This window comes from Polynucleobacter sp. QLW-P1DATA-2 (assembly GCF_001870365.1).
Taxonomy (GTDB): Bacteria; Pseudomonadota; Gammaproteobacteria; order Burkholderiales; family Burkholderiaceae; genus Polynucleobacter.
Window position 1 is genome coordinate 437861 of record NZ_LZMQ01000003.1, and the last position, 12705, is coordinate 450565.

General features: G+C 46.2%; 11 protein-coding genes. 9 read left to right on the forward strand and 2 right to left on the reverse strand.

The window, feature by feature from the left end; genetic code table 11:
• Positions 1-79 precede the first annotated feature (79 nt).
• The 8 genes from scpA to A9236_RS04830 are packed head-to-tail and all read left to right on the forward strand — an operon-like array spanning position 80 to position 9220.
• Entirely contained in the window at positions 80-2266 is a 2187-nt protein-coding gene (gene scpA / locus A9236_RS04795) for a methylmalonyl-CoA mutase (RefSeq protein ID WP_071465738.1), read from the forward strand.
• Positions 2267-2289: 23 nt separating this feature from the next.
• Entirely contained in the window at positions 2290-3315 is a 1026-nt protein-coding gene (gene meaB, locus A9236_RS04800; protein ID WP_071465739.1) for a methylmalonyl Co-A mutase-associated GTPase MeaB, read from the forward strand.
• A 10-nt stretch (positions 3316-3325) separates the two neighbouring features.
• Positions 3326-4858, forward strand: a complete 1533-nt coding sequence (locus A9236_RS04805) for an acyl-CoA carboxylase subunit beta (RefSeq protein WP_071465956.1) — start codon at positions 3326-3328, stop codon at positions 4856-4858.
• Positions 4859-4885: 27 nt separating this feature from the next.
• Positions 4886-6910, forward strand: a complete 2025-nt coding sequence (accC, locus tag A9236_RS04810) for an acetyl-CoA carboxylase biotin carboxylase subunit (protein WP_201721735.1) — start codon at positions 4886-4888, stop codon at positions 6908-6910.
• Between the two features lie 17 nt (positions 6911-6927).
• Entirely contained in the window at positions 6928-7395 is a 468-nt protein-coding gene (locus tag A9236_RS04815; RefSeq protein WP_071465741.1) for a VOC family protein, read from the forward strand.
• Positions 7396-7428: 33 nt separating this feature from the next.
• Positions 7429-8160 carry a tRNA (adenosine(37)-N6)-threonylcarbamoyltransferase complex dimerization subunit type 1 TsaB gene (gene tsaB / locus A9236_RS04820; RefSeq protein ID WP_071465742.1) on the forward strand — a complete coding sequence of 244 codons (732 nt, stop codon included), beginning with the start codon at positions 7429-7431 and terminating at the stop codon, positions 8158-8160.
• Entirely contained in the window at positions 8160-8687 is a 528-nt protein-coding gene (rimI, locus tag A9236_RS04825; protein WP_071465743.1) for a ribosomal protein S18-alanine N-acetyltransferase, read from the forward strand. Before tsaB ends, rimI begins: the two co-directional genes overlap by 1 nt.
• A complete protein-coding gene (locus tag A9236_RS04830) occupies positions 8684-9220 on the forward strand; it encodes a hypothetical protein (RefSeq protein WP_071465744.1) in 537 nt (178 codons plus the stop codon). Before rimI ends, A9236_RS04830 begins: the two co-directional genes overlap by 4 nt.
• Positions 9221-9233: 13 nt before the next feature.
• Here A9236_RS04830 and lplT read toward each other — a convergent pair whose 3' ends face one another.
• Positions 9234-10553, reverse strand: coding sequence for a lysophospholipid transporter LplT (gene lplT, locus A9236_RS04835; protein WP_071465745.1), 1320 nt, complete (start codon positions 10551-10553; stop codon positions 9234-9236).
• A 74-nt stretch (positions 10554-10627) separates the two neighbouring features.
• Here lplT and alr point away from each other — a divergent pair, with 74 nt between their 5' ends.
• On the forward strand, positions 10628-11728 hold the full coding sequence (gene alr / locus A9236_RS04840) for an alanine racemase (RefSeq protein ID WP_071465957.1): 1101 nt from the start codon (positions 10628-10630) through the stop codon (positions 11726-11728).
• 82 nt (positions 11729-11810) lie between these two features.
• Here alr and A9236_RS04845 read toward each other — a convergent pair whose 3' ends face one another.
• Positions 11811-12698 (reverse strand): outer membrane protein assembly factor BamD, encoded by an 888-nt coding sequence (locus A9236_RS04845; RefSeq protein ID WP_071465958.1) that lies wholly within the window; start codon positions 12696-12698, stop codon positions 11811-11813.
• Positions 12699-12705 lie beyond the last annotated feature (7 nt).

The following is a 12705-nucleotide window of genomic DNA, read 5'->3' on the forward strand; positions in this document are numbered from 1 at the left end:
AGCTAGACAAATTACAAATAGTCAAGCAGAATTAGCAAATCTTATATGCAATGCAACAAATCTATTCAGGGGGTGCTTAGTGAGTTCGGAAAAGAAAAATTCATCTAGTAACGCGTGGCCATCATTTCCAGAGTCCAATTTGGATGCGTGGAAAAAATCAGCGCAGAAATCAGCTCCCAATGGAGATGTAGACAAACTAGGGTGGAATACGCCAGATGGTATTCATTTAAAGGCCCTATACACATCTTCAGATACTGAAGGACTCAATTACACAGATACTCTTCCTGGATTTGAGCCATTTGTGCGCGGCCCTCAGGCAACAATGTATTCCGTTCGCCCTTGGACGATTCGTCAATACGCAGGCTTTTCAACTGCTGAAGAATCCAATGCCTTTTATCGCAAAGCATTGGATGCGGGCGGTCAAGGAGTTTCTGTAGCTTTTGACTTGGCAACGCACCGGGGTTATGACTCCGATCATCCGCGCGTCACCGGTGACGTTGGTAAGGCAGGAGTTGCGATTGATTCAGTAGAAGATATGAAGATATTGTTTGATGGCATACCGCTCGACAAAGTATCCGTATCCATGACTATGAACGGTGCTGTATTACCTGTCTTAGCAGGTTATATCGTAGCCGGCGAAGAGCAGGGCGTTAAGCAAGAGCTCTTATCAGGAACAATTCAGAACGATATTCTGAAAGAGTTCATGGTGCGTAATACGTATATCTATCCACCAGAACCTTCAATGCGCATTATTGGCGACATTATTGAGTACACCGCAAAGCATATGCCGAAATTTAACTCGATTTCGATTTCGGGTTATCACATGCAAGAGGCAGGTGCGAATCAGGTATTAGAGCTAGCCTTTACATTGGCCGACGGTAAGGAGTATGTCAAAACAGCTCTAGCAAAAGGTCTAGATGTAGATGGCTTTGCGGGGCGACTCTCGTTCTTCTTTGCGATTGGCATGAACTTTTACTTAGAAGTTGCTAAGCTGCGCGCCGCGCGATTGCTGTGGTGGCGGATTATGAAATCATTTGAGCCAAAAAATCCAAAGTCATTGATGTTGCGTACGCACTGTCAAACTTCTGGATGGTCATTGACTGAACAGGACCCATACAACAACGTGGTCAGAACTACCGTAGAGGCGATGGCTGCTGTATTTGGTGGCACACAATCTCTGCACACCAATTCATTAGATGAAGCAATTGCATTGCCTTCAGAATTTTCAAGCCGCATTGCTCGCAATACCCAGTTAATTCTGCAGGAGGAAACCCATATCACTAGCGTGATTGATCCATGGGCGGGTTCTTACATGATGGAAAACTTGACTCAAGAGATGGCAGATAAAGCCTGGGAAATCATTCAAGAAGTTGATGCCATGGGTGGCATGACTAAGGCGGTGGAAAGTGGCTGGGCCAAGTTAAAGATCGAAGCTGCAGCTGCTGAAAAGCAAGCCAAAATTGATTCTGGCTCTGACGTCATCGTTGGCGTGAACAAGTACAAGTTGGGCAAAGAAGATCTGGTCGATGTCTTGATGATCGATAACGATAAAGTTCGTGAAGGTCAGGTGGCTCGCTTAAAAGATATAAAACAGAAACGCGATAGTAAAAAAGTAGAGGCTGCATTAGAGGCGCTGACAAAAGCTGCGGAAGAGAACACTGGTAACTTATTGGAATTATCTGTAAATGCGATTCGTTTACGCGCCACTGTTGGTGAAGTCTCAGATGCATTGGAAAAAGTTTACGGGCGCCATCGCGCCGATACTCAAAAGGTGACCGGAGTGTATGCAGCTGCTTATGACTCAGCGGAAGGCTGGGCAAAATTACAAACTGAAATCGCTGACTTTGCTAAAGATTTTGGACGTCGCCCACGTGTGATGATTGCTAAGTTAGGTCAAGATGGTCACGATCGCGGCGCTAAGGTGGTTGCAACCGCCTATGCAGACTTGGGCTTTGACGTTGACATTGGACCCTTGTTTCAAACGCCCGAAGAGTGTGCCCGGCAGGCGATTGAGAATGACGTACATGCGCTTGGTGTATCCACTCTAGCTGCTGGTCACAAGACTTTGGTGCCGGCAATCATTGCTGAGCTGAAGAAACAGGGCTCTGATGACATCATCGTTTTCGTTGGTGGAGTCATTCCAAGGCAAGACTATGAGTTCCTATATGAAGTAGGCGTAAAAGGTATTTATGGACCAGGTACCCCGATCCCGGCTTCCGCTAAGGATGTGTTGGAGCAAATTCGTAAATCAGTCAAACCGGTTTAATAAAACCTAAGGGACTGCTGAGTATGCTCGAATCTGCTGATCTTGCTTTGGTGAGTGATCTCACTGATGCGCCATCGCTTAAACAGCGACGTGCATTGGCGAAAGTCATCACGCTACTTGAATCAACACGCCTGGATCATCGCAAGCGAGCTGACGACGTCCTCAATACGCTGCTGCCTAAAACTGGCAAGTCTTTTCGATTGGGTATCTCTGGAGTTCCAGGGGTTGGTAAATCTACTCTAATTGAAACGCTTGGACTCTATTTAATTGAAAAGGGCCATCGCGTTGCAGTGCTGGCAATAGATCCATCATCTAGTTTGTCGGGCGGATCGATCTTGGGTGATAAAACCCGTATGGAGCGCCTATCAGTTCTAGAGAATGCTTTTATTAGACCTAGTCCATCCTCCCTCACTTTGGGTGGCGTAGCTGAAAAAACACGGGAAGCTATGCTGGTGGCTGAGGCAGCGGGCTTTGACATCATCATCGTAGAAACCGTTGGCGTTGGCCAAAGTGAAATTGCGGTAGCAGGCATGACTGATCTATTTTTACTTCTTCAGCTACCTAATGCGGGCGACGATCTCCAAGCCATTAAAAAAGGTGTGATGGAAATTGCCGATCTGATTGTGATCAATAAAGTGGATCTTGATCCAGATGCTGCAATGCGCGCCCAGCTATTTATCACAAGCTCTCTGCGCTTATTAGGCTTTCAGGGCAATCCTGATCACGCTTCGCATAACGAAGCATTTTGGCATCCAACGGTGATGACCTTGAGTGCGCTTGAGGGTAAAGGTATTCCCGAGCTGTGGGACAAGATTGCCCATTTTCAACATCTCCAAAGAGCGAATGGAAAATTTGATTCACGCCGCAAGCAACAAGCGGGCGCTTGGATGTGGGATCGGATTGATGCAGGACTTAAAAACGCATTTCGTAGTAATGAGGCGGTTCAAGCGCTTCTACCAAGCTTAGTTGCACAAGTAAATCAGGGAACCATGGCGCCATCAGTAGCGGCTAGACGTCTATTGGAGTCCATGGGACATGAATTTTTCTAAGGAGTCGGTAATGAAGGAAATCATTCAACAACTGGAGGCGAAGCGTGAGCTGGCCCGTCTAGGTGGTGGCCAAAAACGTATTCAAGCTCAGCATGCTAAAGGGAAGTTAACTGCTCGTGAGCGTATTGAGCTCTTGCTTGATGCGGGTACATTTGAAGAGTGGGATATGTTCGTTGAGCATCGATGCTACGACTTTGGAATGGCCGATCAAACCGTGCCAGGTGATGGTGTAGTAACTGGCTATGGAATGATCAACGGCCGTCTGGTATTTGTATTTTCACAAGACTTCACCGTGCTTGGCGGTTCATTGTCTGAAGCCCATGCTGAAAAGATTTGCAAGATCATGGATCAGGCTCTCAAGGTCGGCGCTCCAATAATTGGTTTGAATGATTCTGGGGGTGCTCGAATTCAGGAAGGCGTAGCTTCATTAGGGGGCTATGCGGAAATTTTCCAGCGTAATGTCACCGCTTCTGGCGTAATTCCTCAAATTTCCCTGATTATGGGTCCATCAGCCGGTGGTGCTGTGTATTCACCAGCATTGACCGACTTTATCTTTATGGTCAAAGATAGTTCTTACATGTTTGTTACTGGTCCCGAGGTGGTTAAGACCGTAACCCATGAAGATGTTACTGCCGAAGAGTTAGGTGGTGCGGTAACGCATTCAACAGTTTCGGGTGTTTGTGACTTAGCGTTTGAGAATGATGTTGATGCGATCATGATGTTGCGCCGCTTCTTTAACTACTTGCCACTATCAAACCGTGAAAAACCACCGCTAATCAAAGGCGCTAATCGTAATGAAGAGCCAGATTTCTCGTTAGATACTCTTGTTCCATCTAATCCAAATCAACCTTACGATATGAAAGAGTTGATTGAAAAGATTGTGGATGATGGAGAGTTCTTTGAGCTTCAACCTGATTACGCTAAAAATATTGTGATTGGCTTTGCCCGTATGGAAGGTCGCTCTATCGGAATCGTAGCCAACCAACCATTGGTGCTGGCAGGTTGCTTAGATATTAAAGCTTCGATTAAGGCAGCTCGCTTCGTGCGCTTCTGTGATGCTTTCAATATTCCAGTCGTAACCCTAGTGGATGTTCCAGGCTTTATGCCAGGTACGGCACAAGAATACGGCGGCATTATCAAGCATGGTGCCAAGTTACTTTACGCTTATGCAGACTGCACAGTTCCTAAAGTAACTTTGATTACTCGCAAAGCCTATGGCGGTGCGTATGACGTGATGGCTTCTAAGCATTTACGTGGTGACGTTAACTTTGCATGGCCTTCTGCTGAAATTGCTGTGATGGGCCCTAAAGGTGCTGTAGAAATTATTTTCCGCGAAGAGAAATCAGACCCAGCAAAAATTTCTGCTCGAGAAGCTGAATACAAGGCAAAGTTTGCGAACCCATTCGTGGCTGGGCGTCGTGGTTATATTGATGACGTCATCCTCCCTCATGAAACCCGCAAACGGATTGCGCGTTCACTAGCAATGCTTAAAGACAAAGACTTGAAGAACCCCACGCGTAAACACGGCAATATTCCTCTGTAAAGGCGCCGACATACTATGACTACGAAAATGTTTAAGAAAATTTTGATTGCTAATCGCGGCGAAATTGCATGCCGTGTGATGAACACTGCCAAAAAGATGGGCATCAAGACTGTAGCTGTCTACTCTGAGGCGGATAAAGAGGCGCGTCACGTCCAACTGGCTGATGAGGCTATCTGCATCGGTCCTGCACCTTCTCGTGAGTCCTATCTCGTGATGGATCGAATCATTCAGGCCTGCAAAGATACCGGTGCTGAGGCTGTTCATCCGGGCTATGGATTCTTATCTGAGAATGAACAATTTGCTAAGCGCTGTGAAGAAGAGGGCATTGTCTTTATTGGACCCAAACATCAATCCATTGCGGCAATGGGTGACAAGATTGCATCCAAGAAACTTGCGCTGGAAGCAAAAGTCAACACCATTCCAGGTTACAACGAAGCTATTGATACCACTGAAGAGGCTGTCAAGATTGCACAAGGGATTGGTTATCCGGTGATGATTAAGGCTTCAGCTGGTGGCGGCGGCAAAGGCTTGCGCGTTGCATTTAACGATAAGGAAGCTGCCGAAGGATTTGCTGCTTGTAAGACCGAGGCAATGAATAGCTTTGGTGATGACCGCATCTTTATTGAGAAGTTCGTTGAAGGTCCTCGCCACATTGAGATTCAGGTGCTAGGCGACTCTCATGGCAATGTAGTGTATTTAAATGAGCGGGATTGCTCTATTCAACGTCGTCATCAAAAGGTTATAGAGGAGGCACCCTCACCATTTATTGATCCGGCCACCCGTAAAGCCATGGGCGAGCAAGCAGTGGCCTTGGCCAAAGCGGTGGACTATCAATCAGCTGGAACAGTGGAATTTGTAGTTGGCAAGGACAAATCTTTCTATTTCTTGGAGATGAATACTCGTTTACAAGTTGAGCATCCAGTAACAGAAAGTATCACTGGACTTGACTTAGTCGAACAGATGATTCGTGTTGCTGCAGGTGAAAAACTGGCATTTAAACAAGAAGACGTCAAACTGGATGGCTGGTCTATGGAGTGCCGTATTAATGCGGATGATCCGTTCCGAAATTTCTTGCCTTCTACAGGCCGCCTTGTAAAGTATCGTCCACCAGAATCTATTAATGGTGTACGTGTTGATACCGGCGTCTATGAAGGTGGTGAGATCCCGATGTATTACGACTCCATGATCGCAAAATTAATTGTTCATGGTAAAGATCGTACAGAGGCAATTGAGAAGATGCGCGCTGCATTGAATGATTTTGTTATTCGCGGCATTCATTCCAATATCCCATTTCAAGCTGCTTTATTGCAGCACCCACGTTTTGTTAACGGCGACTTCACAACTGGCTTTATTGCTGAAGAATATCCAGAGGGCTTCAAAAAGGACTCCGTACAGCCGGCAGATCCTAAGCGCCTTGCAGCATTGGCTGCCTTTATGCGTTATCGCTATCTCGAGCACATTAAGATGATTGACGGTCAGTTGGCCGGTCATGAGATGGTAATTGCGAAGAAATTTGTCGTAGTAACCGGTAAAAAAACAGGTTCGATGCTTGATCCTCATGAAGAGCCGGTCCGTATTGAGCTCAAAGATGGCATTTATTCTGTTTACATTGACGATGAAGATGGTGTTAGTCGCTATGACATCGAGAGTAGTTGGCGTCCTGGGCAAATTACTTTGCACGCAACCATTAATCGCACCAGCAAAGTCACGGCTCAAGTGGAAAGAAAGGGCGTTAAGTTTTACCTCGTATTAGATGGCGCACATTACGAGTGCATGGTCTTAAGTCCATTGGGCGCTGAGCTACAAAGCCGCATGCCGGTAAAACTTCCGCCAGACACTTCCAAGCTAGTAATGTCTCCAATGCCTGGGCTACTCACAAAAATTGCCGTTAAAGTCGGTGAAGCGGTTACCGCAGGTCAGAAATTAGCCTCTATCGAAGCGATGAAAATGGAGAACACGCTTTCAGCGATTCAAGATGGCGTGGTTGCTGAAATCTGTGCCAAAGAGGGCGAAAGTTTGGCGGTTGATCAACTTATCATTCGCTTTGAATAAGAGGGGTAAATAGCTTCATGACAACTAAGCCATTTAAAATTTTGGGTATTCAGCAAATTGCTATTGGTGGTGAAAATAAAGATCGCCTCAAAAAGCTTTGGGTTGATTTATTGGGTTTTGAGTACAAGAGCACATTTGTCTCTGAACGTGAAAACGTTGATGAAGATATTTGCGCGATTGGGTCGGGCATTCATGAGATTGAAGTTGATCTCATGCAACCATTGGATATTGAGAAAAAACCTGCGGTACATCAAACACCGTTAAATCACATCGGCCTTTGGGTTGATAACCTTCCAAAGGCTGTGGAGTGGTTATCGGCCAATGGCTTGCGTTTTGCACCCGGCGGAATACGCATGGGGGCTGGTGGTCATGAAATTACTTTTGTTCATCCCAAGGGCAATGACGAGTTTCCCTTTAGTGGTGAAGGCGTACTTATTGAGCTTGTGCAAGCTCCTCCCGAAGTGATAGCAGGATTGCGTTCATAATTTAGGTTTACATCCTAATGAATCGAGCTTGAATTGACGCGCTTATTAGCTATTGACACCTCATCAGCATGGTGCTCGGTGGCTTTATCCTTAGGTGACTCTGCTCCTGAGCCCCGACACGAATTGGTATCGGCTGGTGCCAGTCAGCTTTTGCTTCCATGGATAGAAGATCTTTTGAGTCAGGCGAACGAGCGCTTATCTAACTTGGATGCTATTGCTATTGGGGTAGGGCCAGGTGCCTTTACAGGTGTTCGCTTGGGCGTCGCTGTCGTTCAGGGACTTGCCACATCTGCTAACTTACCCGTTCTCCCGGTAGCCAGTTTGGATGCTATAGCGGCAGAAGTTGTTAAGACAACACAATATAAAAACATCACTCCTAAATACTTTGCTATTGCGATTGATGCACGCATGGATGAGATCTATTGGGCAAAGTACGAACAGAAGGACTTGCAGAGTTTGCCTAAAAGAATCGGTGAAATTCACCTGTCAAAGCCTGAGGAGATTGATCTCAGAGATATTTCCTATCTTGCGGGTAGCGCAATCGCAGTCTACGGCGATCGCTTGTTTTCCGAGCATTCTCTCTCCTCAAGTGCACTAGATTCAGAAATAATGATTTCAGCATTAGGTGTAATGGAGGTTGCCAAGAGCATGCTCCAGCTTGGCTTGCAAATAAACGTCCATGATTTGGAGCCACTCTACATTCGCAATAAGGTTGCCTTAACAACTGAAGAGCGTGAAGTAGTCTTCAAGAAGGGTCGTCCGTAATGGCAGCGCAAGAGAGTGCTGCTGAGCTTTCATTCATGCCAATGCAGATGGCTGATCTAGATGAAGTTCTTGCTATCGAATCTGTCTCCCATATCCATCCATGGACAAAAGGAAATTTCACAGATTCCTTAAATGCAGGCCATTGGGCTTACTGTATTCGACCTCAGGCAGATCAAGCTAGTGGAGTTGAGGGCACTTTTTTAGATCCAAGTGTTTTATGGGCCTACTGCATCTTATTTCCTGCTGTAGATGAATTGCACCTTTTGAACATCACGGTATCACCCAAACTAAGGCAATTAGGCCTTGGTTCGCGGATGATGGCAGCCATTGAGGGTGTCGCATTACAGCAAAAAATGCCGCGAATCATCTTAGAGGTCAGGCCTACCAATTCATCTGCAGTAGCCTTGTATCAAAAGTTGGGGTACGAGCAAATCGGTATTCGTAAAAACTACTATCCAGCTAGTGAACAGACTGGAAATCGCGAGGATGCCATCGTGATGGCTAAATCGATTAAGCTACAGGAATGAGCAACTTAAATTCAAGCTTTCTGAAGGAAATGGGAATTACTGAGTGGACTTCACGAGAGGGTTCACCACAGGGTTTAGAAGTTACAAAAGAAGCTGCCACGACCCATGCTCCCGCTCAAGACCATCATGAGGCGATTCAAGCTGAGCCAAGGGCATATTGGTGGTTCTTTGGCAGCAAGCCTCAAGGTGATGCACAAACCTTATTTCAAAATGTTATTCGTGTCTTAGGTCTTGCTAGTAATGAGTGGTCCTGGAAGGGTCCCAGTGACAGTCTTTCAGAGATCCATTTACCGGATAATGGGATGCCAGTAGTTGCGTTTGCCTTTGGTGGACCTGCGGCTCAAAAAATTACTGGTGAACGAGATCCATTGCCGCAATTACGTGAAACTATCTTAGCCTTAAATACCGGTAGTGATGAAGAGATTCCCGTTATTGCTTCCTTTGATTTGGCGCAAGTGGCTGCCCAACCAAAAGATAAGGCACTCCTGTGGCAAGATCTCTTGCTGGCTAAATCAGTACTCCAAAATATTTGAGCCCAATCGGCTTTTAGTGCTTATGCTCGCCGATGAGGTGCATAGAATCATATTCTGCTTGATTACGGGCGTGTCGCTTAATCACCATCCACATAATCAAGCTGACCACTACGCCAAAACCGATGATCACGTATTGCACTGGCAAATCCAGCCAAATAAGTAGCGAGTACATTGCAAGCATCGCCAAAACAGAAATATTTTCGTTAAAGTTTTGCACGGCGATAGAGTGGCCTGCTGACATTAATACGTGACCGCGATGCTGGAGTAGCGCATTCATAGGCACCACAAAATACCCAGCTAGCCAACCAACCAAAATCAGCAATAAATAAGCAGGTAACAAATTCAGAGTGACTTGTAATTTGCCAAAACTCAATAAGGGCGTATTTGGCAACATGTCAGAGTTGTAGATTGCCATGACGCAGACCACTAGCCCCATTGCAATTCCATACGGCAGGACGTTTAGTGACTTACGCAAAGGTACTCGCCATGCCGCCCATACGGCACCGCCAGCTACTCCTACGGCAGAGATTGCCTGCAGAATCGCCCCTTGTGAGAGATTCATATGTAGCGCAACTTGAGCCCACTTAATCACAATAAATTGCAAAGTAGCACCAGCACCCCAAAATAAAGTAGTCACTGCCAAGGAGATTTGCCCTAGACGATCATCCCAGAGAGTTTTAAAGCAAATTGCAAAGTCTTTAATCAAGGCGACGGGGTTAGTTTTTTGCGATACATAGCGTGCGCCAGTATCTGGAATCTTGAGGTTGATTAAAGCGGCCACGATATAAATCATCATGATGATGAGAATCGCTGATTCAGCTGGGGTATCAACACCGGTATCAAAGCTTGGCATGTCGAAAGCCAGCAGGCTCTGAGAGACCGTGCTGCTGATTAATACACCACCCAATACAGTGCCCAAAATAATCGAGCCGACGGTAAGTCCCTCGATCCAACCATTGGCAGCTACTAATTTCTCAGGGGGTAGCAATTCGGTCAAAATTCCGTATTTTGCAGGGGAATATGCGGCAGCACCAAGACCGACTATCGCATAGGCGAATAGTGGATGGCTGCCTAAAAGCATCACTACGCAACCAACAAACTTGATTGTGTTGGTAATGAACATGACATTGCCTTTGGGGCGGGAATCTGCAAAAGCACCCACAAAGGCGGCCAGCAGAACATAGGACAATACGAAGAATAATTTGAGTAAAGGGGTCATCCAGGCCGGAGCATTGAGCTGGGCCAAGAGGGCAATTGCTGCTATGAGCAGGGCATTATCAGCAAGCGACGAAAAAAATTGCGCCGCCATAATGATGTAAAAACTGCGGTTCATTCGTACAATCTAGTCATTGATGCAATTAAAACATGAAAGGAGGGGTGGATATGGGTGCTTCAGCTAATAGCCTGATTAATAGACCAATTTTGGCATCTATTCATACTCAGGCCTTTCAGCATAACTTAAACCGTGTTCGAGAGCTTGCTCCTAGCTCCAAGATCTGGTCGGTTATTAAAGCCCGTTCTTATGGTCATGGATTTGAGGCCGCCCTCAAAGGCCTTGGTTCGACCGATGGGTTCGCCTTGTTGGATGTTCAGGATGCTGTTTGGTTGAGGGAGCATGGCTGGCAGGGGCGAATTTTGCTCTTAGAGGGCTTATTTCATGAAAATGAATTGGACCTTGCTCAAGAACTACATTGCGATTTAGTGGTGCATTGTGAAAGCCAGGTTGAGTGGCTTGAACATTACGCAGATAGAGTCCACAAGCCTATTAGTGTTTTTCTCAAAATGAATACTGGGATGAATCGCTTAGGATTAAAGCCTGCTGCCTATAGAACGGCATTTCATCGCCTCCATTCTGCTGGCTTTCGGATGCATCACATGACCCATTTTGCTAATGCGGATCAAATTGATCGGCAGCCTACGGTTGATGATCAGCAAGAGATATTTAATCGGTCTATTGAAGGCTTAGAGGGTCCTACATCTTTAGCTAATTCAGCAGCGATCCTTTGGCATCGGAACTCCTTGGGAGACTGGGTTCGTCCCGGCATCATGCTGTATGGTGCATCACCAACTGGTTTATATCAAGATATTGAGCACGCGCACCTGAAAGCGGTGATGCAGCTACATAGTGAAATCATTGATATTCAAGAACTTCAGGCAGGTGATCGAATTGGATATGGCGGTCGTTATCAGGCTCCAGAGGCAATGCGTGTTGGTATTGTTGCCTGTGGATATGCCGATGGTTACCCACGTCACGCCAAAGACGGTACCCCCGTTTGGGTTGGCAATGATGGGAATGATATTCATGGAGCAATCTGTCCGCTTGTAGGTCGCGTTTCAATGGACATGTTGGCAGTAGACCTGCGTAATATTCCTCACGCAAAGATTGGTAGTGTTGTCGAATTATGGGGTGATCGAGTGCCGGTAGATGAGGTTGCCAGAATGAGCGACACCATAGGCTATGAGTTGCTTTGCGCTGTTGCACCGAGGGTGCCTGTGGCAATTAAGTAATTCCAATTCACTTCACCAAATAAAAANCCTCTATAGCAGTAGGATTTTTTTATTTGAAGGTGTTGGTAAGTTCGCCCCGTAATTACTTATTCCAGATCTGCCACCACTTACGTTCCTTTTGAGCGCGCTGACCGGTTTCTAGCATTTTACTATCGGGGAAATTCAGCTTGAATACGCGGGCAGTATCGTTACTTAATTGAGTCATGCCCAATTTTTCATAAGACTTTGTCAGGATATAGAGCGCTTCTTCAACCGCGGGTGCCCGATCATAATCACGAATCACGAGTTGAGCCCGATTGGCTGCAGCAAGGTAGGCGCCTCGCTGGTAGTAGAAGCGGGCAACAATGACATCAGCCTCAGCCAATGAGTTCACGATATAGCGCATGCGATCTAGGGAGTCTGGCGCGTACTTACTGTCTGGGAATCGCTCTACGACTGTCTTGAAGGATTCAAATGCTTCCTTGGCTGCTTTTGGATCGCGCTCGCTTAAGTCTTGCCCTGTAAAATTGCCGAGCCAACCTAAGTCGTCGTTAAAGGTAATCAGACCTTTGAGGTAGTACGCGTAATCTAAAGTTGGACTACCTTGATGTAACTTAATGAAGCGATCAATTGCAACCAGAGCTTGAGCTTGTTCTTGTGCTTTCCAGTAACAATAGGCCGCATTGATTTGCGCCTGCTGCGAATAAGGTCCAAATGGGAAACGTGCCTCTAACTTATCGAAGTATTTACCGCACTTAGCAAAATCACCATCGTTTAATTTATCGGTTGCCTCTGAATACAACTTTGATTCAGACCAGATATCGGTGTCATCTTTTTGACCATCGCTGCCTGCACATCCGCCCAGTAGGAGTAAGGTGCAAATAAATGCTAGCAGTAGGGCTACTGGAGCAATGCCCAGGCGAGAAAAGTGTTTTTGAGGGGCGAAAGACCCAGCAAGCCTTAAACTGGCGTCTGATATTACGTCGGACATAACTGAA

Excerpts from the sequence above, each read along its gene's own strand:
- accC (WP_201721735.1), top strand. The coding sequence starts at position 4,886 with ATGTTTAAGAAAATTTTGATTGCTAATCGCGGCGAAATTGCATGCCGT.
- A9236_RS04845 (WP_071465958.1), bottom strand. The coding sequence starts at position 12,698 with ATGTCCGACGTAATATCAGACGCCAGTTTAAGGCTTGCTGGGTCTTTC.
- rimI (WP_071465743.1), top strand. The coding sequence starts at position 8,160 with ATGGCAGCGCAAGAGAGTGCTGCTGAGCTTTCATTCATGCCAATGCAG.
- A9236_RS04815 (WP_071465741.1), top strand. The coding sequence starts at position 6,928 with ATGACAACTAAGCCATTTAAAATTTTGGGTATTCAGCAAATTGCTATT.
- A9236_RS04805 (WP_071465956.1), top strand. The coding sequence starts at position 3,326 with ATGAAGGAAATCATTCAACAACTGGAGGCGAAGCGTGAGCTGGCCCGT.
- lplT (WP_071465745.1), bottom strand. The coding sequence starts at position 10,553 with ATGAACCGCAGTTTTTACATCATTATGGCGGCGCAATTTTTTTCGTCG.
- A9236_RS04830 (WP_071465744.1), top strand. The coding sequence starts at position 8,684 with ATGAGCAACTTAAATTCAAGCTTTCTGAAGGAAATGGGAATTACTGAG.
- meaB (WP_071465739.1), top strand. The coding sequence starts at position 2,290 with ATGCTCGAATCTGCTGATCTTGCTTTGGTGAGTGATCTCACTGATGCG.